The following is a 21,878-nucleotide window of genomic DNA, read 5'->3' as shown; positions in this document are numbered from 1 at the left end:
GAGAATGTCATGGCTGCTGAAGGGGTTATCAGGGAAGAAAAGATCACGGGCCGCGGCTTGACCTCGCACACCCTCTTGGCGGGCGATCCGTCCAAGCCGGCAATTCTGCTGCTTCACGGTGCGGGTCCGGGCGCACATGCCGCATCCAACTGGTATCACCTGATGCCGGACCTCGCCGAAAACTTCTTCGTGATCGCGCCCGACCTGATCGGTTTCGGCCAGTCGGTGATTCCCGATCCGTGGCCTGACAGCGTGATGGGCTGGATCGGCACCCGGGTCGACCAGTGCTTTGGCCTGCTTGAGGCGCTCGGTGTGAAGAAGGCCCACGTTGTAGGCAATTCGATGGGCGGCGCGCTGACCCTGCAAATGATGAGCGAGGAGCCCGACACAATCGACAAGGTGGTGCTGATGGGTTCGATCGGAGCCCCCGGCCCGCGCACCCCGGAACTGATCCGCCTGCTCTCGTTCTATTCCGACCCACGATATGCCCGCTATCGCCAGGTGATGCACAGCTTCGCCTACGATGCCGAGAAGTTCGAAGGCATGGAGGAAATCGTCGAGAACCGTTACAAGATCGCCACCGATCCGGGAATCATGAAGACCGCGGTCAAGATGATCGATTCGATGAAGAACGGCATTGAGACGCTCAACATGCCGCCCGAACTGCTGGGCAAAATGCCGCACGAAGTGCTGATCTTCCATGGCCGTCAGGACCGGGTGGTGCCGCTCGACACCAGCCTATACCTGATCCAGCATCTCAAGCATGCCGAACTGTACGTTCTCGACCGTTCGGGCCACTGGTCGCAGCTGGAACGGTGGGATGTCATGCGTCCGATGATGGAAATCCATTTCGGCGCCCGCACGTTCTAGGCGGTTGGCCTCGTTGCATGTCTGGTCAGCATTTTCACCAAGGTCCGCGATTGGGTACTTCGGCACGGTCGGACCAAGGCCCGGCCGTGCCGCCAGTGGGTGATGAAGCTTCAATTCAGGTGGAGCAGCACGCGGCGGCGTTATGGGACTATTCCTTACACATTTATGCCAAGCCGGGCGTGGCAGCTTCCTGCCTTGCCTTGCAGGATCAGCATGGGTGTGACGTCAACACGGTGTTGCTTTGCCTTTGGTTGGCAGGGGCGCGTTGCACCATTCTCGCTGTTTCGGACATCGAGGCCGCGCAGCACTCGGCAGCAACTGCGAATGAACGCTTCGTGCAACCGGTCCGTTCGGTGCGGCGCTGGATGAAGCAGTGGTGCCAATGTACGCCTGAGTCGGAAATTAACGCCGCAGCCTATGCGGCGCTGAAGACGGCAGAGTTGCATGGTGAACGTCTGGTCCAGTCCCAAATGCTCGCTGGGCTGGACCTGGACCAGTTGACCCGTGCCGAGTCGTCCGAAGCAGCAGTCCAGGCAAGCTTTGCCAACTATTGTACCTTGGCGAGCACATCTGGCGGAGTGGCAGAGGAACTGGGTGAGCTTGTTGCCAGAGCCTGGCATTGAGCCAGTCCTGCCTGTCGGGCTAATTGCATTTGAGGAACGGGATATGGATCGGTGCCTGGATGGATCAGTTGTCGCGATCACTGGTGCCGGGCGCGGAATAGGTCGCCAACTGGCGTTGTATTGCGCCGCGCAGGGGGCGGCAATTATCGTCAACGATCCTGGCGTGGCGCAGGCGGGCAACGGCGGCGATACCGCATTCGCTCAGAACACCGCTAACGACATCATCGGTGCCGGGGGCAAAGCGGCGGCCAACTTCGGTAATGTTGCAGATCCGGCGGAGGCGCAGAGCATTATCGAGGATGCGGTACGGAAATTTGGCCGAATCGATGCGGTCGTGAACAATGCAGGCATCTTGCGAGACAGCATCTGGCACAAGATGAGTCACGCGGACTGGACCAGCGTCATCGCGGTCAATCTTACTGGTGTCTTCAACGTTTCCAAGGCCGCCACGCCCTATTTTCGTGAACAGAAGGCGGGCAGTTTCGTTCATTTCACTTCGACGAGCGGTCTGATCGGCAACATCGGGCAGGCGAACTATTCGGCGGCAAAGTTGGCCGTCGTCGCGCTTTCGCAGTCTATCGCGCTCGACATGGCGCGAGTTGGCGTCCGCTCGAACTGCATCGCGCCTTTTGCGTGGAGCCGCATGACCTCGTCAATTCCCGCGACAACGCCTGCCGAACACGAACGTGTCCAACGGTTGCAATCCATGTCGGCAGACAAGATCGCGCCGTTGGTTGCCTATCTGGCATCCGACCTATCCAAGGACGTGACCAACCAGATTTTCGCGGTTCGCAAGAATGAAATCGCCCTGTTTTGCAAGCCCCGGCCGATCCGGTCGATGACCAAGGTCGAAGGCTGGACGCCGGAGGCAATTGCCCACGAGCTTGTACATTCGTTTCGCAGCAGCTTCGCGCGCGCCGATGAAGTCTCGGCGCATGTCTTTCCTTATGATCCAATCTGACAGGTAACCGATGAGCAACGCCGGCATGGATGCAGAAGTCTTCGAACAATTCTTGATACAGCTTGAACGCTTCGTGCGCGACCGGCTCATTCCTGTCGAGCGCAAAATTATTGAAACCGACCTCATCCCCGAAAACGTCCTCGAAGCGATGCGCGACATGGGTCTGTTTGGATTGACCATACCGGAAGAGCATGGCGGCGCCGGCATGAACATCAGCCAGTATATCCGCACCATGCACACGCTAAGTTATGCGATGCCGGCATTCCGCTCGATCATCTCGATCAATGTCGGCATGTTCGCCTCAGCCCTCAAGAATGGTGGAACAGAAGCGCAGAAGGCTGCATGGCTGCCGCGCATTGCCGCGGGTGAAATCGCCGCTTTCGGCCTGACCGAACCGGGTTCGGGATCAGATGCGGCGGGTCTGCAGACGACTGCGGTGCCGACCGGCGACGGCTGGCTTCTCAATGGCACCAAGCGATATATTACCAACTCGCCCTTTGCGAAGGTTGGACTGATCATGGCGCGGACGGCCATGGAAAATCTGCCCAAAAACGCCCATATATCGGCATTCATCGTCCCGCTTGACATACCCGGCGTGACGATCTGCAAGTCGGACAGGAAGATGGGCCAGTCGGGTAGCCATATCGCCGATATCGGGCTGGAAGATGTCCACGTTGGCAGCGAGGCTCTGCTCGGCGGCGAACTTGGCAAGGGCTTCGCATTCGCGATGATGAGCCTCGACAACGGCAGGATGTCGGTGGGCGCCGCAGCGACCGCTTATGCCCGCCGGGCGCTGGATAGCGCCATCCGATACGCGACCGAGCGCAAGGCATTCGGCGAGCCGATTGCCAACTTCCAGTTGATCCAGCAGATGCTCGCCCAGAGCGAGATCGAAATCTATGCCGCCGAATGCATGATGGACGATGTCACTCGGCGCGCCGACGCAGGCGAGAACATCTTGCGCAAAGCAGCGGCGTTCAAGGTTTTCGCGACAGAAATGTGCGGCCGCGTGGTGGATGCCTGCGTCCAGATCCACGGCGGTGCCGGCTATCTTGCCGAATACGATGCCGAACGTTTCTTCCGCGATGCGCGCATATATCGGATTTATGAAGGCACGACCCAGATCCTGCAACTCCAGATCGCTAAGCACATGCTGCGTGAATTTGCGGCGGCGAATTGACCTTCGTGGGTTGCACTTCATCCGCAGGCTGCACCATGGGCGGCCAGGGGGTTCATTCCGCCCCGCCCTGGCGCATGGCCAATTCGCCTGCGGGCCGGATCAAACGCCATGTATAATTTTCTCGATGGCCTATCGATCATTGAGGCATCGTCATTCGTCGCCTCTCCCACGGCGGGCCTTTATTGCGCGCAATTTGGCGCACAGGTGATACGCGTCGACCAGATTGGCGGCGGCCCCGATTACCGGCGCTGGCCTGTGACGGCGGCGAATGATTCGCTCTATTGGGAGAATCTCAATCGTGCAAAAAAGTCAGTCGCGGTTGATCTTCGCAGGCCTGAGGGGCGTGAAATAGTGCAGGAACTCGTGAGGGCAACCGGCCAGTTCATCACCAATTTTCCGGTGGATGGTTTCCTGTCCCATGCCCTCCTCGCGCAGGGGTGTCCGGATCTTGTCACCTTGCGGATAATGGGATGGGCCGATGGCTCGCCCGCGCTCGATTACACCATAAACAATGCCGTGGGATACCCTATGCTGACTGGAACGGGCCCCGATCCGGTCAATCATGTCCTGCCCGCATGGGATCTCATTTCCGGCGCATACGGAGCATTCGCCATGCTTGCCGCGATGCAGTGGCGAAGCACCAGTGGCGAAGGATGCGAGATCCGGCTGCCGTTGTCAGACGTGGCGATTGGCACGGTCGCCAACCTCGGTGGACTTGCAGAAATGCTCTATACGGGCCGGGATCGTCCGCGCCTTGGCAATGCAGTTTATGGTTTGTTCGGTCGCGACTTCACCACGCGCGACGGGGTGCGGACAATGATTGTCGTTGCCACGCATCGCCAGTGGGCCCATTTGCTGGGGGCGCTGGGCCTTTCCGAAGATGTTGCGGCCATCGAACAAGAGCGCGGTGTTTCTTTCGAACAGGATGACGGCCTCCGATATACCTTGCGTGACATGCTCTATCCCTTGTTTGAACGGGCGATCCGGTCGCGTGATTACGCCGATCTGTCTACTGCCTTCGATGCGGGGGGAATCGTCTTTTCGCCCTATCGCAGGATGCTTGATGCGGTTCACGATCCAGCGCTGGTAGCGAACAATCCGATTTTCGGGATGGTGCCAAATCCCAGCGGCTTCGACTATCCCGCCGCGGGCACATTCGCCACCGTTCCCCAAATGCACCGTCGGGATCCTTGTCCCGCGCCGTGCAATGGCCAGCATACCGAAGAAGTCCTGGCGGATCTGCTCTCGCTGCCTGCCGCCGAAATCGCCCGCCTGATCGACGCAGGTATTGTGGGCAACATGGCGAGTGGAGACCCGAAATGACCCTTCGTCGCGCAGCCATTGTCATGCCGATCCGCACTGCGGTGGGCAAGTTTGGCGGCTCTCTTTCGCCGATGACTGCAGGCGAGCTTGGCGCAGTCATCCTCAAGGCCCTGATCGAGCGCACGAAGATCGATCCCGCCCGGGTCGACGATGTCGTGTTCAGTCAGGGATATGGCAACGGCGAGGCGCCGGCCATCGGCCACTGGTCATGGCTGGCTGCCGACCTGCCGCTTGAAGTCCCCGGCTATCAGCTCGACCGGCGCTGCGGTTCGGGGCTACAGGCGATCGTCAACGCCGCGATGATGGTGCAGACGGGGATGTCCGACGTTGTTGTCGCCGGCGGGGTCGAATCAATGTCCAACGTCGAACATTATTCAACCGACCTTCGCGGGGGCAAACGTTCCGGCAGTATCACCCTTCACGACAGGTTGACGCGCGGACGCCTTATGTCTCAGCCGACGGAGCGTTTTGGTGTTATCTCCGGCATGATCGAAACGGCCGAAAATCTTGCCAGGGATTATGACATCAGCCGGGAACAGGCAGATGCCTATGCCGTGCGCAGCCACCAGCGGGCCGCGGCCGCCTGGGCGAATGGAATGTTCGACGACGAAATCGTGCCGGTTGTGGTGCCGCAAAGAAAGGGCGCGCCTGCCATCTTCGCACACGATGAAGGTTATCGCGGCGACGCGACGATGGCTTCGCTCGGCGCGCTGAAGGCGATTGAGGGCGGCGTCGTAACCGCTGGCAACGCCAGTCAGCAGAACGACGCCGCTGCCGCTTGCCTTGTGGTGGCCGAAGACAAACTCGACGAACTGGGGGTGGAACCGATCGCCTTTTATCATAGCTCGGCCGCGGCGGGCTGTGATCCCAGTCGTATGGGAATTGGTCCCGTTCCTGCAGTGCAACGCTTGTTCGCCCGCAGCGGCCTTGGCTGGGGCGATATTGATCTGGTTGAGCTGAACGAAGCCTTCGCACCGCAAGTCCTGGCGGTTCTGAAAGGATGGGGCTGGTCGGATGACGACGGCCGGAACGAAATCCTCAATGTCAATGGTTCGGGTATATCGCTTGGCCACCCGATCGGTGCAACCGGTGGTCGTATTCTTGCCAACCTTACCCGCGAACTTGTGCGCACGAAAGGCCGCTACGGTCTTGAGACGATGTGCATCGGCGGCGGACAAGGCATCGCCGCAATCTTCGAGCGCGCGGCCTGAAGGTGGCTGATCTGCGCCAGGCCCTGAACGCCGCGAGAGACTATCGCGACTCGGTCAAGGCAGCGTTGGGCGCGCGCTTGGTGTCCGGAAGGATTGATGAGGAGCAGCGGGCCGCGCACGGTTATGCCTGGGTGGCCACGCTTGTGGCTGCGCTTGAAGCGGTGCTCGAATGGTCCGAAGCCAGGGGCAGCAAGAATGACTTTGACGCCAGGATCGCCACTCTGGCCTTCGCTGAATGCATTGGCCAGATCGGTGGCGGCCTGCCGATGGGCCAGAACGAAATCTTCCGCCCCGGCGACCTCGGACTTGGCAGCGCTGCCCGCACGCTTTTCGACCGGTGCGTGGACCTACTCGATGTGGACTATGCTGCAACCAGAGGCGAAGTGGCTGCAGCCCTGGCCCAGGGGCAATGGCCAAGCGAGTCGCTCGATGATGCCGAAGCCGACACGATCCGCGAGCAATACCGTCGCTTCACCAATGCTGTCATCGTGCCCCAGGCTCACGGATGGCATCTGGCGAATGATCTGATCCCCGAGGCAGTGATTCAGGCCATGGCCGATCTCGGTACATTCGGAGTCTGCATACCCGAAATCTATGGGGGACTTGGCCTCGGTAAGCTAAAGATGTGCATCATAACCGAGGAATTGTCGCGGGGCTGGATTGGCGCGGGCTCGCTTGGCACGCGGTCGGAAATCGCCGGCGAACTGATCGGCTTGAACGGCACCGAAGCGCAAAAGGCCTGGTGGTTGCCCAGGATCGCAAGCGGCGAGGTTTTGCCGTCAGCAGCCTTCACCGAACCCGACACCGGATCGGATCTTGGCTCCATTCAAACCCGCGCACGGCACGACGGCGATCACTGGGTCATCAACGGGGCGAAAAACTGGATTACCCATGCCAGCCGATCAGATCTGATGACGATGCTGGTGCGAACATTACCTGAAGCCAGGGGTTACGCCGGGCTGTCGATGTTGCTGGTGCCCAAGCCTCGGGGCACGAGCGATGACGGTTTCCCAGCCCCTGGCATGACCGGAAGCGAGATCGAGGTCCCCGGTTATCGCGGGATGCGCGAATATGCCCTGCAGTTCGATGCCATGACCGCGCCGGCAGACGCCCTGCTGGGCGGCGAGGAGGGGAAAGGGTTCAAGCAGCTCATGCGTACCTTCGAGGGCGCACGCATCCAGACCGCCGCGCGGGCTATCGGCGTCGCGCGGCGGGCCATCGAACTGGGCCTCGACTATGCCTTGGTTCGCAAGCAATTCGGCAGGGCCATCGTCGGGTTTCCGCGCGTGTCGGACAAGCTGGCGATGAGCCTTGTCGATTTTGTGATGGCGCGTGAACTCTGCTATGCTGCCGCGCGAGCCAGGGATTCGGACAAGCGCTGCGATATTGAGGCCGGCATGGCAAAGTTGCTTGCCGCTCGCGCCGCCTGGTCGAACGCCGACGCTGCGCTGCAGATCCACGGCGGCAATGGTTATGCCCTTGAATACGAGATCAGTCGCATCCTTTGCGATGCGCGCATCCTCAACATTTTCGAGGGCGCTGCGGAAATTCAGGCTCAGGTGATTGCCCGCGGCCTGACCGGGGATGATATATGACCACCCAGCCGTACGTACAATGGCAAAGCTGGATTGGTCGTGAAGAATTGCGTCACGACTATCTGGAACCCGCTGCCGCACGACGGTGGCTGGCGACTTTCGACCGCGTTGCGCCGGCAGATGGCAGCGTGCCGCAAGGCTATCATTGGTGCCTTTGCCTGCCAGACGCGCCAACAGCCGCATTGAGCGTGGATGGACATCCGGTGCGCGGCGGCGAAAGCAGCTTCATGCCACCACTTCCTCAGTCGCGCCGGATGTGGGCATCGAGCAGGATCGAATTTCTTTCGCCGTTGCTCATCGGCCAGAAGGTGCAGCGCAGATCGCGGATCAATTCCATCGCCGAAAAGCAAGGCGCGACCGGCAAGCTTGTTTTTGTCGAGATGGCACAGGAAATCCACTGCAAAGGCGAAATCTTCGTTCGCGAAACCCAAGCGATCGTTTATCGGGATCCCATGCCTTTGGGGCCCGCAGAGCTGCCGCGGCCGCCTGACATGACCTTCGACGGATCTCGATGGGTTGCGCACCGCGCGCTGGTCCCCTCGGAAGCCTTGCTGTTCCGATTTTCGGCGCTGACCTTCAACAGTCACCGGATTCATTATGATCGGGCCTACACCTGCGAAATCGAGGGGTATCGCGGCCTCGTCGTTCACGGTCCGTTGACGGCGACACTGCTGCTGGAACTCGCCCAGCAGCACTTCGGCGACAATGCGCTTCGGTGCTTCGATTGCCGAGCGGTGTCTGCCGCGATCTGCGGCGAGGAACTGCATTTGGCGCTTCGCGCGAACGGTAATAGTGTTCAGTTCGTCGCCCATGCGCGCGACGGCCGTCCGATCATGGTTGCCAGCGCCACCCTTTGACCACCTTCCAGGGAAATTGAAAGTGACAATCGATCCGCAAAAATTGCTCAACTTTCGTATTCCTGCGGTTCGTCAGACCGTCACTCCACGCGATGCTGCATTTTACGCCTTATCGATCGGGATGGGGCGAGATCCTACCGACCTCGCGCAGCTGCCATTCGTGGATCCCCTTCGTGGACCGGTTGCCATGCCCGGCATGGCGCTCGTTCTCGCGAGTCCCGGGTTCTGGCTGGGGCACCCTGATTCCGGTGTGGATCCGGTTTCCGTCCTGCATGCCGGTCAATCCATGGTACTGCTTGGCCCGGTTCCGGCAACTGGCGAAGTCGAAAGCACAACCCGCGTCACCCACATTGTCGACAAAGGCGTGGGCAAGGCCGCGTTGATATTCACCGAAACCAATATCCGCGATGATTGCGGCACCTGCTTTGCCTGTCTTGAACGTACGATCTTCATTCGCGGCGGCGGCGGGTTCGGAGGGGAAGGCGAAGCTCCGCGAAGTTCGCCGGTACCCGTGGCGGAAGGCAATGCCGCTCTTGTCATTGACCTGACGACCGGTCCCGAACAGGCCCTGATCTATCGTCTAAATGGAGATCTCAACCCGCTGCACAGCGATCCAGCAATCGCGGCGCGCGCCGGGTACAGGATGCCGATATTGCACGGCCTGGGCACGATGGGCATCATCGTTCACGCCATCCTCCGCGGGCGGCTCGGCTACCAGACCGAGCGCCTGCGCGCAGTGCAACTGCGTTTCGCCGCACCGGTGTTCCCTGGTGAAACCATCAGAACCGAAATCTGGAATAACGGCGCTTTTCGGGCATCGGTGCTCGAGCGCGACGTCATCGTTGCAGATCAAGGGTTTTTCACAATCTCTCCGGATGAGGGCGATGCAGTTTCTTAGTCCTTTCGAACCTCAACACTTTCACGAAATCCGCGACGGTGTGCGCCGGCTTTGTGAAAAGTTCCCGGGTGAATATTGGCGCAAGCTCGACGCTGATCGCGAATATCCGACTTCTTTTGTCGATGCGTTGACGAGCGCTGGCTATCTTTCGGTACTTATACCCGAGGAATATGGCGGATCAGGTCTGGGCCTTTCGGCTGCAGTTGCCATCCTTGAGACGATTCAAGCGATGGGTTGCAACGGAGCGGCATGCCATGCCCAGATGTATAACATGGCCATCATCCTTAGACATGGATCGGATGAGCAAAAGCGCCTTTATCTGCCCGCGATCGCAAGCGGCGCACTGCGCTTGCAGGCTTTCGGCGTAACCGAGCCGGGAAGCGGCTCCGATACCACTGCGTTAAGGACGACGGCAGTTCGCGATGGGGACTATTTCGTGGTGAGCGGCCAGAAAATCTGGACCAGTCGCGCCGAACACAGCGATCTCATGCTGCTGCTAGCGAGGACTTCGCCGCGCGATCAAGTGACGAAGAAAACCGACGGTCTTTCCATATTCATCGTCGATATGAACCAGGCTCGCACCGCGGGTTCGCTAACGATCCGGCCTATCCGCACCATGATGAACCATGCCACGACGGAACTTTTCTTCGACAGGATGCGCATCCCGGTCGCCAATCTCTTAGGCAAAGAAGGCAAGGGCTTTCATTGCATCCTTTCGGGCATGAATGCGGAAAGAGTTCTTATTGCTGCCGAATGCGTCGGTGATGCGAAATGGTTCACCCGAAAATCCATTGCTTATGCCAATCAACGGGTGGTGTTCGATCGCCCCATTGGCATGAACCAGGGCGTCTCTTTTCCGATCGCGCGAGCCCACGCAAATATGCGCGCTGCCGAGCTCATGGTCCATGAGGCCGCGCGCCTTTACGAAGCGGGGCTTGAACATGGACCCGAGGCGAACATGGCAAAAATGCTTGCCGCGGACGTAGCAGTCGAAGCGGGCAACGCCTGCATCCAGACATATGGCGGATATGGCTTTGCTGAGGAATACGACATCGAACGGAAATTTCGAGAGGCCCGCCTTTATCAGGTGGCACCTGTTTCGACCAATCTCATATTGTCATTCATCGCAGAGCATGTCCTGAAACTACCGCGAAGCTATTGAGGCGGCCACCACGCTCCGTCGTTTCCGCTCACTCGACACAACGACTGTTGCTGCGACCAGGCAGCGCAACACTGAAGAAGAAAGGTGGCCTACCCTAGAATGCGGCAATGCCAGTGAGTGCTCGACCAAGGATGAGCGCGTGTACATCGTGCGCGCCTTCATAGGTGTTGACGGTTTCCAGATTCACCATGTGCCGCATGACTTGATATTCATCGCTGATGCCATTACCGCCGTGCATGTCTCGGGCATGGCGCGCAATATCAAGCGATTTTCCGACATTGTTACGCTTGACGAGAGAGACCATCTCCGGCGCGAACCTGCCTTCGTCCATTAGGCGGCCGACACGCAATGAGGCTTGCAACCCTAGCGCAATGTCCGTTTGCATATCGGCGAGCTTCTTTTGATAAAGTTGGTTGGCGGCAAGCGGCTTTCCAAACTGGTGCCGATCAAGTCCATATTGGCGGGCTGCGTGCATGCAATATTCCGCGGCGCCGAGCGCTCCCCAACTGATCCCATAGCGTGCGCGGTTTAGGCAATCGAAGGGGCCCTTGAGACCCTGGACCCCGGGGAGCAAGGCTTCTTCGTCAACCTCAACCTCGTCCATCAAGATCATGCCGGTGGTCGAGGCACGCAGGCTGAGCTTGCCCTTGATCTTGGGAGCGGAAAGCCCCTTCAGGCCCTTTTCAAGCACGAAGCCGCAAATGGCCCCATCATGTGCTTCGCTCTTTGCCCAGACAACAAAGACGTCGGCGAAAGGAGCATTCGAAATCCATGTTTTTATGCCGGAAAGGACATAGCCACCATCAATCCTCTTCGCGATTGTGCGCATGCCCGCAGGATCAGATCCCGCATCAGGTTCTGTCAGGCCGAAGCAGCCGATCAGCGAGCCTGCGGCTAGGCCAGGCAGATATTTAAACCGCTGTTCTTCCGAGCCGAAAGCAAAAATCGGATACATGACGAGCGAGCTTTGCACCGATGCCATTGACCGATAGCCCGAATCCACGCGCTCAATCTCACGCGCGATCAGGCCGTAGGAGACATAGCCAGCTCCAGCACCGCCATAAGACTGTGGGATCGTCGCTCCAAGCAAGCCGGCTTGTCCCATGAGTGGAAACAACTCTGCTGCATTCAGCTCTTCGCGGAAGGCATTGATGACCCGGGGCTGAAGTTCCCCTTGCGCGAAGCCATGAGCCGCATCACGCACCATTCGTTCTTCTTCAGTCAGTTGATCGTCAAAGTTGAAGGGATCGCTCCAATTAAAGCGTGCCATTTCAGTCATACATTCAGCTCGTCATATAATGAAATTAAGTTCATATCCCGTAATGGCGAGGAGTTCTTCAACCGTTACCGCGAGTTTTGTGATTTGGGCGATAAGACTGAAAGTGAAACAATCCACGCAAATACCCGCATGCGGTTGTAGCGAGCTGAAATTCCCAGGAAGGCTACGCTGCCGAGCACAAGGCCAACCGGGCCAGCGAGGAAAGCTGGACCGAAAGCGCTTTTGTGGTGCGGCGAGCGGAACCAGACAACAGCGTAACTAAGCGATCACTTGTGTACCGTAGCTATCGATAATGACGACTATCAAACACAAGGTGCGTGCTCACCAAAGCAACCAGCTATCCGCATACTCCGTTGGCACCCTAGCAATTTCAGCCTTACGAACCCTGTCGACCTTTTCCGCCCAGCTTGATTTGACCTCAAAGTGCCTTGTTTTTGGCGGGTTCGGCCTTTGCGGGGGGAAGCTTCTGCGCCACGATGTGATCGTAGATCTGCTTGATCTCCGCGTCCGACAATTCGGTCGGTCGGAACGGCGGCATTTCGATCAGGCCCTGGCGAACGACCGAATGTAGGTAATCGTAATCTAAGTCCTTGCGACCGATGAGCGAAGGCACCGGAGCACCTTTTTCGGCCAGCAGCATGGTGCCACCGTGGCCCGGGCCGGGGTTGTGGCAACCTGCGCAGTAACGCTCATAATTCTCCGCACCGTCCACCACTGATTCGCCTTGTGCGGACGAACAGGCAGCAAGTGCAGCGAAAAGCGAAAGGGCGAGGAACTTATTCATTTTACCTCCGCAGGCATGGCGACGCATCGGCTCAGACCGAGGCAAAGATCGAGTTGGGATCAAGCGCCTGCTTGACCCGCGCATGCAGGGCCGAGCGGCCACCCTTTTCATAGGTCTTGGCAACCGCCGCCCCCAGCCCGGGGTCGGTCAGGATCTGGCCGAAGCCGGCCTCGGCCTGCGCGGCGATCAGGGCTTCGGCGCAGGTCTTGGCCCGTACCGCATCCTCGCCCTTCCCGGCGGCATGGGGCAGCACCTGGCGATGGTTGGCCGAACGCCAGATCGCGGTGGTTTCGCCAACGAAGTCGAAGCCGTTTTTGGCACAGATATCGCGCGACAGTTCATAGAGCTTGACGGCTTCCTCGCCATCCACAGGGCTGACCGGGTTGACCGTAAGCGCCATGTCGCCGCTCCAGCCTGCTGTCCTGGCCGGGGGATCGGCCACCACACCGGTCATAGTGCCCATCCGCCAGGCCCACAGCTTGGGATCGATGCCCTTGCCATCGGTAATCACCCTTGCGCCGCTGATCGACGAGAACGCGCCCTTGACCATGTCCCACAGGATCGCGACGTTGCCGGGCAGGCCATAGAGCGAGCCGTAAAGGTTCCAGTAGCCTAGTCCGAGCACCTCACCAGCGGCCTTGACCGCGCTTGCCGCCATCGGCCCCTGGCCCTCAAAATCGGCGCGGCGCTTGCCGAGCAGGGCCGCTTCGTGGAGCGCATTGCCCACCGCGACGCCATTGGCCACCACCATGTTGAGCTTGAGCGGCCCGAGCACGTCCAACAACGCGCCCAGATCGTCCTCCTTGGGGACCGAGACCATGAAGGTCTGGTGCGCCGGGGGCTGCGGCATCATCCACATGCCCACCTTGGTCACCACCCCGAAATCGGACTGGGTGAACAGGCCATCGACCCAAGGGCCATAGCCGAACTTGAACAGCTGCCAGCAGGTGCTCTTGGGCATGGCGCCCATGCCGGTGCGCACCATCTTGCCATCAGCCAGCATGACCTCGAGCCCGCACTGCATCAGGAAATGATCGGAATAGGGGGTGTAGCCGGGGCGGCGGTTGATGAAACTGGCGGCCACGCTTTCATCGGGATTGCCGGGAAAGTCGACCCACAACTTAATTCCCTTTTCCTTGATGTGGGCATCGAGCTGGCGGAAGGTGACGCCCGGTTCGACAAGGCAGGTGGCCAGTTCGTCATTGACCTCGAGGACCTTGTTCATCTTCTGCAGGTCAAGCACGATCACCTTGTCCTGTACGGCTTTTTCAAGTCCGTAGGCGCCGTTGCAGACCGTCTGGACCACACCGCCGCTGGTGCGCGCAGCTTCCAGCACCTTGGCGAGCTGGGCTTCATCGGCCGGAAGCACCACGCCTGCCGGTGCCATCCCTGGGACAGCATAGCGGGCCAGGGTCTGCGGGCTGGTATCGACGGCGGCCTTGCCGAGTGCCTGGGCGAGGGTGCCGAGCGTGGCCGTCTGGCGGGCTTGATCGATCATGGCGTTGGGAGCCTTATTGCTGGAGAATCTTGGGATAACGCTGGAGATCGCCGGCATCGACGGCGAAATCGGCCGAGCGCACAGCCGGGTCGATAGCGCGGGCCGGTTCGCTGTCGCGCCAGGAAAAGTTGCAGGTCGGGCAGCGCAGGATCGTCCACACGACCGCGCCGTCCTGCCTGCCCTGATGATCGGTGACAGCGCCGCTCGATTTGCAGCGCCCGCAGACGGTGGTGGTCATGACAGGGCTCCCAGCTGCATTTCGCGGATCCGCTTGCTCAGGGCGTCGATCTCGTCCCCGGTCGGCGGGGTGACAAGGTGCGCTTCACCCACCGGATCGGGCGGGAGATAGCTGGTCGCGTCGATGATCAGGCGGTGCCCCTTGCCCGGGACCACTGCCGAAGGATCGATCGGCACGGCAGGCATGTTGGGCAGCACGATGATATCGTCCGCACGGGTGCGGGTCGAAAGCGCCCACATCACCTGGTTGAGATCGAACGGATCGACATCGGCATCGACCATAATCAGGTTCTTGAGGTACATCACGCCGTGCGGCGTGCTCAGCGCGCGCAGCGCGACCGTCTTGGCAAAGCCGGCCATGCGGTTCTTGACCGAGATGATCCCGGTCAGTCCGTGCTGGTAAAGCGCGTTGACCGCGGTGACTTCGGGGAAGCTCTGGCGCAGCTGGGCATAGATCGGGGCGGAGGTGTGCAGGCCGATCAGCGTATCGTGCTCGGTCCAGCCGCGCCCGATGTAAATGTTCTCGAAGATCGGATCGCGCCGGTGCGACACCGCCGTGACCTTGAAGATCGGCGCCTTGCGCACGCCGCTGTAGGAACCGGGGAATTCGCCGAACGGCCCTTCCAGCTCGCGTTCACCCAGTTGCAGTTCGGCCTCTATCACGATTTCGCTGTCGGCCAGGATGTCGATCCCGTTGCCCGATTTGGTCAGCCGGATTGGCGCGCCCATCATCGCCGAGGCATAGGAATATTCCGATTCCTCGTAGCCGATCGGGGTGGCAGCAAACACCGCAAGGCCGGGATGATTACCCAGCATGACCGCAATCTTTAGCGGAACGCCTTCCCGTTCGGCCGCCATGATCTGACGTCCCATGTCGTGGGAGGGGATCGTCATCAGGGTGAAGCTGTCCGGCCCTTGGATCTGCAGGCGATAGATGCCGACATTCTGCTTGCCGAAATTGTCTGGATCGAGCGGATCGCGCGAGGCGACCGAGGCCTTGCCGATGTAGAACCCGCCATCATATTCGTTGATCCGATAGACCGGCAGGACATCGTAAAGGTTGATGTCCTGTTCGATCCGGCATTCGTGCACCGGGGCCTGGGCTTCTGGGACAAAGCTGATTTGCGCTTCCTGATCGCCCCAGCGGCCGGCGATCTCGAAGAAAAGCTCGCGGATGGTCGTGCCTTTAGGTCGGCCCAGCAGCAGGGCGATATTGTCCCACGAACCATGGACGCCCACCGCCAAGCGCTTGCCGGGGTAACCGGTGATATTGTCGAATACGATCGCCGGCGCGCCGTTGGCATCGCGCGATGCGGCGACGGCTATGTTGCGCACGCCGGGTTCGGGCATCACCGCATCGCTCCAGGTGATCGCCTGGCCGGCATCCTCGAGCAGTTCGAGGAAGTCGCGCAGCGACGAGATCGAGCGGGCGCGGTTAGGGAGATCGTTCATGGTCATTCGTTCCCGCCTGTCAGTGTCCGCCCTCAGTCGCCGACTGGATCGTGACCCATTTCCATTCGGTCATGATCTCGAGATCGGCTTCGGTCCCTTCGCGCCCGAAACCTGACGCTTTGGTTCCGCCGAACGGGACGTGGGGCTCGTCGTGAAGGGTCGGCGCGTTGATGTGGACCATCCCCGCTTCGGCACGTTGGGCAAAGGCCAGAGCCTTGTCGAGATCGCGGGTGAAGATCGACGCGCTGAGGCCGTATTCGGTGTTGTTGGCGAGTTCGAGCACTTCCTCAAGTGTGTTGAACGGAAAGAGCGAGGTGACCGGGCCGAAGGTCTCTTCCTCGAACACGGTCATTTCGGCTGTAACGCCGCGCAGTACCGTCGCTGAGCATACGTTTCCGTTCCACTCAGCACCGGCTAGCAGTTCTGCGCCCTTGGACCGGGCATCGTCGATGTGGCGGCAGACCCGGTCGCGCTGGCGTTCGGAAATTATCGGGCCCAGCATGGTGGTAGGATCGCGCAGGTCGCCGCTCTTGGCGCGGCCTGTCGCGGCGGCGAAGGCCTTGGCGAACTGGTCGAAGATCGACTGTTCCACATAGATCCGCGAAGCCCCCATGCAGACCTGGCCCTGGTACATGAAGATGCTGAACAGCGCGGCGTTGACCGCCTTGTCCAGATCGGCATCGGCGCAGATCACCAGCGGGCTCTTGCCGCCCAGCTCCAGCGTGTACTTCTTGAGGTTGCGGGCCGCGATTTCGGCGATGTGCTTGCCGACGCGCGAGGACCCGGTGAAGGTTATCGATGCGACCTTGGGATGGCCGGTCAGCACGTCGCCGATCTCCGCGCCATTGCCGTAGACCACGTTGAACAAGCCGTCGGGAACGCCGGCCTCCTTCCACAATTTAGCGAGCAGATCGGCGATCATTGGCGCGGCTTCCGAGGGTAGCAGCACGAAGGCGTTGCCTGTGGCCAGGGCCATGGCCGACTGTTTGATCCCCTTGATCAGCGGCACGTTGAACGGGGTAATCCCGGCGACCACACCGACCGGCTGGCGCAGGCTCATGCTGAACCGCCCAGGGGTGTCCGAAGGGATCGTTTCCCCCCGAATCCGGCGCGGCACGCCGATCGCCGCGCGCAGGAAGCTGACCGCGAAGCGGGTTTCGAACCCGGCCTTGGCGATCGGCGAACCGATTTCGTCGACCAGCACGTCGGCGAATTTGGCGGTATCGCGCTCCATGATTTCGGCGGCTTTCGCGATCCACCCTTCGCGCACTGCGGCGGGCAGATCGCGATGCTGGAGATAGGCCTGATGCGCGTTCTCCACGGCGCGGTTCACGTCTTCCGCGGTGCCGGCGGGGACCCGGGAATAGACCGAATCGTCGACCGGGTTGAGATCGTCGAAATAGGCCCCGCCCGTTGCAGCCACGGCGGTGCCGCCAATCCAGTGCTCAATTTGCGTCATGGTCGTCAATCCTTGAAGTCTTTGTTCAGCCGGCCGTGTGATTGCGCTTGGTTGCGCATCGCCTGGGGCCATATCCCCTGCTTGCCGGGGGAGAGGATGCCGTTGGGGTCTAGCACGTCCTTGAGACGGTGGTGCAGGTCCCACAGCGCCCCATCGTTGTGCTTATAGGTCTTGGCGATCTGGTCCATGAAGGCGAGGTGGGTGCGGTATTCGCCGAAGCCCGCACCGGCTGCCTCGTCTACCAGCTTGCCGAACAGGTCATAGGCGCTCTTGCGCATGCCGTCGTCGGCGCGATCGTACATGATCATCAGGATGTGGTGCATGTCGCGCCAGCCGACCAGGAATTCGCCGATATAGTCGAACCCGAAATCGTGGCAGCGTTGCTTGATCAAGTTGTATTGGCTCAGCGCTTCCTTGCCGTCGGGTGCCGAGATTGGCGAAAAGTTGATGTGCCCGCCGCCGCCGATCCAGTTCATGATGCTGAACTCGGTCATGTTGGGTTCACCGCGCATCAGCTGGACGCGATAGTCCCAGGCGGGGTCGTTCTCGCGGTCAAGGTGCAGTTTGGCACCCGGAATGCTCATCATCGCTGCCTCGACGAGCTTCCAGTTGTTCTCGATGATCGGTGGCGGGCCATAGAGCGCTGCGTAGAAGTTCCACATGCCTAACCCATGATCCGACGCGATCTTTTTGCGGATCGAATCCGGGATAGGGCCCTTGCCGTCGAAGTAATGGCGACGCGTGGTCTTGGCGGACACTTCCCACAACAGATCGACCGCCACAGCGGCGTTCGGGATAACCTGGTTGATTTTCAGCGGCAGCACCGCATCGAAGATTGCGGCAAGGTCTTCCTCGCGCTCGTAAGTGATCATGAACGGCTTGTAGCCCGGCGGTTCGGGCATCAACCAGATACCCATCTTGGTCACAATGCCGAAATTGGACTGGGTGAACATGCCATCAAAATGCGGACCGGCGGCATGCTTGGTGGATTGCCAATGCTGCGACCCCTCGATCGCGCCCTGACCGGTGCGGACGACCTTACCGTCGGCAAGGACCACTTCCATGCCGCACTGCATGACGAAGTGATCGCCGTAGGGGGTGTAACCCGCGCCATGTTCAAGCGCGTTGCCCATGACGCCGCCCCAACCTGGTGCCGCAGGATCGACCCAAAGCTTGCTGCCGATCTTGCGCAGATGGCGGTGAAGCTGAAAATAGGACACGCCTGGTTCGACCAGCGCATAGCCGTATTTCTCGTTGACTTCGAGAATGCGGTTCATCCGCTTGAGGTCGAACATGACATAACCGGACTGGCGCGGGGCCGGGCCACCATAAGCGAAATTGCGGCCGTTGCCGAATGTCCAGATCGGCAGCTTGTAAGCGTTGAATACCTTCAGCGCCTGCTGAATCTGTTCCATGTTGGCCGGTGCCACGGCAGCCGAGGGCAGCATCTCGCCATCGGCCAGCGGTGAATAGGCGTCGCGATAGGCCGACAGCGGCAGTTCATCGACGAAGACCCATTCCTTGCCGACGATAGCCGCTAATTCGTCCAGAGCCTTGGTAAAGGTTGCGGCGTCGACCCCTTGTGGCATGCGCGTACTCACGACTGCTGTACTCCCACTTCGAATGCCCATGAAACCAGCATGCCGGGGCTCTTGCCACCGAGGCCGCAATGTCCTGACTGGCACCGCAGTTCGGCATCCTGGCGATCGCCGACGAGCGCATCCTGCATGTGGTGGGCAAGAACGCTGGGCCAGCCGACGCTGGCCCGCGCAAGCAGCGTTGGCGCGCCGACAGTCTGGTGTTCCCAGCGCAGCTTGCGGTATTGATGGGTCCACTGCAGTAGCGGGCGGGCGCCGCCGGCCACAAGGATCTGCCCGGCGATCATCGCCGCGGGATCGGAAGTAAGGCCGACCAGCACGCCTTCAACCGCTTCAAGTTCATGCAGCAGGCCGTTGAAGCTCCGGTCGATCCGGACAACCTGCGCTGCGCGCCCCGAATTGATAAAGGTTTCGGCAAATAGTCGACTTTCGGGAACGTGCGTCTCTTCGATGACGATGATCTTGCGCGGCCGCTGAGCAAAAGCGCTGCGGCCGATTCCCAGACCGGCAACGACAGCACCCACGGCGCCACCGCTCACGACGGTGCGACGGCTGACATCCCACGCCATTCTCAATTCCCTTCCATTTGCCCAGCACCCGAAACAAGGCTTGCCGCCTCTTTGCTAAGGCCTTGCCAGCGTTTCTCCGACTTCAAATGAAGCCCGAACAGATCCAGTACCCGCATGCAGCTGTGATCGACCACGTCGGCCAGCGAGGTCGGCCGCGCATAGAAAGCCGGCACCGGGGGGAAGATCATCGCCCCCATTTCGGTGCAGGCCGTCATGTTGCGCAGGTGCGCCAGGTTGAGCGGCGTTTCGCGGGTGATCATCACAAGGCGGCGCCGTTCCTTCAGCATCACGTCGGCCGCACGGGTGATAAGGTTGTCGGACAGGGCGTGCGCCACCGCGCCCAGCGTGCGCATCGAACAGGGCGCGATCGCCATGCCTTCGCACACGAACGAACCGCTGGCGATCGAGGCGCCGACGTTGCGGACGTTGTGCACCACATCGGCCAGTGCTTCGAGCCGGGCCTTGCCTTCGGGCAGTTCCTCGCGAATGTTGAGCAGCGCCGCCGGAGACATCACCAGATGGGTTTCCCAACCGCCCGTCTCGCGCAGTAGCTCAAGCAGGCGAAGGCCATAGACCGAGCCGGTTGCGCCGGTCATCCCCACGACCATGCGCTTCACGGCAGGACACTTTCCTGCGCGTTCTGGGCGGTCAAGGTAGCATAAGGCCTAACCCTGACGGGCATGCTGAATTCCGTCTCCCACTCTTTTGCCGACATCATACAATGCATTCCGCATTGAGCAACGAAAATCTTGACTCCTCGGGACCGCATTCCGCTTACACCGGACTCTCGTTCCGGACCCCAACACTGATGGTCTTCATCTCCAAGAATTCTTCAATACCGTGTCGCGAACCTTCTCGGCCAAGTCCCGATTCCTTGATGCCGCCAAACGGTGCGGTCTCGGTCGAGACGATGCCGCTGTTTAAGCCGACCATCCCGGTCTCAAGTCCTTCGGAAACCCGCCAGGCGCGGTCAATGTCGCGGGTGAAGGCATAGGCCGCCAGCCCCGAGCGCGTGGCGTTGGCAAGCGTTAGCGCTTCGACCTCGGTTTCGAAACGGAACACCGGGGCAACCGGCCCGAAAGTCTCCTCGTCCGCTAGCCGCATCGCCGGGCTCGCTCCGGTCAGAACAGTTGGTTGGAAGAACAGCTCTCCGGCCTCGTGTCCCTTGCCGCCTGTGACCAGCTGGGCACCTTGCGCCACGGCGTCGGCGACATGCCCGTGAACCTTGGCCAAGGCTGATGCGGTGATTAACGGTCCCTGGTCGGTTGCACCTTCAAGGCCGTTGCCGACCCGGAACGCGGAGACCCTGGCGGCCAGCGCCTCGACGAAGCGGTCATGAATGCCGCTCTGCACCAGGATCCGGTTGGCGCAAACGCAGGTCTGTCCGGTGTTACGGAATTTCGATGCGATCACCCCCTCGACCGCCTGATCGAGATCGGCATCGTCGAACACTAGCAGCGGGGCATTGCCGCCCAGTTCCATCGAAACCCGTTTCAGGGTGGTGGCGCATTGCGCAGTCAGCAGCTTGCCAACCGCGGTCGAACCGGTGAAAGTGAACTTGGTGACATCGGGATGGCTGGTCAGGACCGATCCGATCGCGGGTGCATCCCCGCAGACCACGTTGAACACGCCGGGCGGAATGCCCGCTTCGAGAGCGAGCTTTGCCAGAGCGCAAGCGGTCAGCGGGGTGAGTTCGGACGGTTTGAGGGTCACGGTGCAGCCCGCCGCCAGTGCAGGCGCGACCTTGCGGGTGATCATCGCGGCGGGAAAGTTCCACGGCGTAATGGCGCCAGCCACGCCGACCGGCTGACGGATCACGATAATCCGCCGCTCGGAACTGGCCGGAATGACCTCGCCATAGACACGGCGCGCCTCTTCGGCGAACCACTGGATGAAGCTTGCGGCGTAATCGACCTCGCCCAGCGCTTCGGCCAGCGGTTTGCCCTGTTCGGCGGTCATCAGCAGGGCCAGATCCTCGCGATGCAGCTGGACCAGTGCTAGCCAGCCCTGCAGCAGTCGGACACGCTCTTGCGCGGATCGCTTTCGCCAATCGGCATAGGTGCGGGAATTGCTTTCGATCGCCTGGCGAGTTTCGGCTTCGCCCAGTAGGCCAACTGTTGCGAGCGTCTTGCCGGTGGCGGGGTTCGTGACATCAAAGGTGGAGCTGGCTTCTACTGATTTCCCGTTGATGATCGACTGGTTGGTCAGAAAATCGCTGCGGTGGAGTGGAGGGATTGTGACAGCCAATGTCTGAACTCCTGTGGCCGCAGGACCAGATGCCAAGCGGATGTTGGTCGGTTAGGCGGTGCTTCCGAAGCAAGC

At 60.6% G+C, this 21,878-nt stretch carries 20 protein-coding genes; 10 read left to right on the top strand and 10 right to left on the bottom strand.

Features of this window, described 5'->3' with window-relative positions; genetic code table 11:
- Window positions 1-9 precede the first annotated feature (9 nt).
- The 10 genes from SAB01S_RS16630 to SAB01S_RS16585 all read left to right on the top strand — a co-directional run bounded on the left by SAB01S_RS16630 (window position 10) and on the right by SAB01S_RS16585 (window position 10,680).
- On the top strand, window positions 10-870 hold the full coding sequence (locus tag SAB01S_RS16630; RefSeq protein WP_008828102.1) for an alpha/beta fold hydrolase: 861 nt from the start codon (window positions 10-12) through the stop codon (window positions 868-870).
- A gap of 95 nt (window positions 871-965) precedes the next feature.
- The gene (locus SAB01S_RS16625) at window positions 966-1,493 is read left to right on the top strand and encodes a TIGR02444 family protein (protein WP_229710705.1); all 528 of its coding nucleotides are present in this window, start codon (window positions 966-968) and stop codon (window positions 1,491-1,493) included.
- Between the two features lie 43 nt (window positions 1,494-1,536).
- Window positions 1,537-2,454 carry an SDR family NAD(P)-dependent oxidoreductase gene (locus SAB01S_RS16620; RefSeq protein WP_062734405.1) on the top strand — a complete coding sequence of 306 codons (918 nt, stop codon included), beginning with the start codon at window positions 1,537-1,539 and terminating at the stop codon, window positions 2,452-2,454.
- Window positions 2,455-2,464: 10 nt separating this feature from the next.
- Entirely contained in the window at window positions 2,465-3,634 is a 1,170-nt protein-coding gene (locus tag SAB01S_RS16615) for an acyl-CoA dehydrogenase family protein (RefSeq protein WP_008828105.1), read from the top strand.
- Window positions 3,635-3,742: 108 nt separating this feature from the next.
- The gene (locus SAB01S_RS16610) at window positions 3,743-4,957 is read left to right on the top strand and encodes a CoA transferase (protein ID WP_008828106.1); all 1,215 of its coding nucleotides are present in this window, start codon (window positions 3,743-3,745) and stop codon (window positions 4,955-4,957) included.
- Entirely contained in the window at window positions 4,954-6,168 is a 1,215-nt protein-coding gene (locus SAB01S_RS16605; RefSeq protein WP_008828107.1) for an acetyl-CoA C-acetyltransferase, read from the top strand. Before SAB01S_RS16610 ends, SAB01S_RS16605 begins: the two co-directional genes overlap by 4 nt.
- A 2-nt stretch (window positions 6,169-6,170) precedes the next feature.
- Window positions 6,171-7,763, top strand: coding sequence for an acyl-CoA dehydrogenase family protein (locus SAB01S_RS16600; RefSeq protein WP_008828108.1), 1,593 nt, complete (start codon window positions 6,171-6,173; stop codon window positions 7,761-7,763).
- Window positions 7,760-8,620, top strand: coding sequence for an HTD2 family dehydratase (locus tag SAB01S_RS16595; protein WP_024018969.1), 861 nt, complete (start codon window positions 7,760-7,762; stop codon window positions 8,618-8,620). Before SAB01S_RS16600 ends, SAB01S_RS16595 begins: the two co-directional genes overlap by 4 nt.
- 22 nt (window positions 8,621-8,642) lie before the next feature.
- Entirely contained in the window at window positions 8,643-9,518 is an 876-nt protein-coding gene (locus tag SAB01S_RS16590) for a MaoC/PaaZ C-terminal domain-containing protein (protein ID WP_037517491.1), read from the top strand.
- Window positions 9,505-10,680: an acyl-CoA dehydrogenase family protein gene (locus SAB01S_RS16585; RefSeq protein ID WP_031308881.1), complete on the top strand. Its 1,176-nt coding sequence runs from the start codon at window positions 9,505-9,507 to the stop codon at window positions 10,678-10,680. Before SAB01S_RS16590 ends, SAB01S_RS16585 begins: the two co-directional genes overlap by 14 nt.
- 94 nt (window positions 10,681-10,774) lie before the next feature.
- Here SAB01S_RS16585 and SAB01S_RS16580 read toward each other — a convergent pair whose 3' ends face one another.
- The 10 genes from SAB01S_RS16580 to SAB01S_RS16535 all read right to left on the bottom strand — a co-directional run bounded on the left by SAB01S_RS16580 (window position 10,775) and on the right by SAB01S_RS16535 (window position 21,803).
- Window positions 10,775-11,959: an acyl-CoA dehydrogenase gene (locus SAB01S_RS16580; protein WP_083951409.1), complete on the bottom strand. Its 1,185-nt coding sequence runs from the start codon at window positions 11,957-11,959 to the stop codon at window positions 10,775-10,777.
- Between the two features lie 418 nt (window positions 11,960-12,377).
- On the bottom strand, window positions 12,378-12,743 hold the full coding sequence (locus tag SAB01S_RS16575) for a c-type cytochrome (protein ID WP_008828113.1): 366 nt from the start codon (window positions 12,741-12,743) through the stop codon (window positions 12,378-12,380).
- A 31-nt stretch (window positions 12,744-12,774) separates the two neighbouring features.
- Window positions 12,775-14,298: an FAD-binding oxidoreductase gene (locus SAB01S_RS16570; RefSeq protein ID WP_235219029.1), complete on the bottom strand. Its 1,524-nt coding sequence runs from the start codon at window positions 14,296-14,298 to the stop codon at window positions 12,775-12,777.
- Entirely contained in the window at window positions 14,255-14,479 is a 225-nt protein-coding gene (locus tag SAB01S_RS16565; RefSeq protein ID WP_008828115.1) for a non-oxidative hydroxyarylic acid decarboxylases subunit D, read from the bottom strand. Before SAB01S_RS16565 ends, SAB01S_RS16570 begins: the two co-directional genes overlap by 44 nt.
- Window positions 14,476-15,930, bottom strand: coding sequence for a non-oxidative hydroxyarylic acid decarboxylases subunit C (locus SAB01S_RS16560; RefSeq protein ID WP_226869789.1), 1,455 nt, complete (start codon window positions 15,928-15,930; stop codon window positions 14,476-14,478). Before SAB01S_RS16560 ends, SAB01S_RS16565 begins: the two co-directional genes overlap by 4 nt.
- Before the next feature lie 19 nt (window positions 15,931-15,949).
- On the bottom strand, window positions 15,950-17,389 hold the full coding sequence (locus SAB01S_RS16555) for an aldehyde dehydrogenase family protein (protein ID WP_008828117.1): 1,440 nt from the start codon (window positions 17,387-17,389) through the stop codon (window positions 15,950-15,952).
- 5 nt (window positions 17,390-17,394) lie between these two features.
- On the bottom strand, window positions 17,395-18,978 hold the full coding sequence (locus tag SAB01S_RS16550) for an FAD-binding oxidoreductase (RefSeq protein ID WP_008828118.1): 1,584 nt from the start codon (window positions 18,976-18,978) through the stop codon (window positions 17,395-17,397).
- Between the two features lie 8 nt (window positions 18,979-18,986).
- Entirely contained in the window at window positions 18,987-19,556 is a 570-nt protein-coding gene (locus tag SAB01S_RS16545) for a hypothetical protein (protein ID WP_008828119.1), read from the bottom strand.
- 2 nt (window positions 19,557-19,558) lie between these two features.
- Window positions 19,559-20,164, bottom strand: a complete 606-nt coding sequence (locus SAB01S_RS16540; protein WP_206377528.1) for a UbiX family flavin prenyltransferase — start codon at window positions 20,162-20,164, stop codon at window positions 19,559-19,561.
- Window positions 20,165-20,330: 166 nt separating this feature from the next.
- Entirely contained in the window at window positions 20,331-21,803 is a 1,473-nt protein-coding gene (locus tag SAB01S_RS16535; RefSeq protein WP_008828121.1) for an NAD-dependent succinate-semialdehyde dehydrogenase, read from the bottom strand.
- Window positions 21,804-21,878: the final 75 nt, after the last annotated feature.

This window comes from Sphingobium abikonense NBRC 16140, assembly GCF_001598335.1.
GTDB classification, from domain to species: domain Bacteria; phylum Pseudomonadota; class Alphaproteobacteria; order Sphingomonadales; family Sphingomonadaceae; genus Sphingobium; species Sphingobium abikonense.
This window is presented reverse-complemented; position numbering and strand designations above follow the sequence as displayed.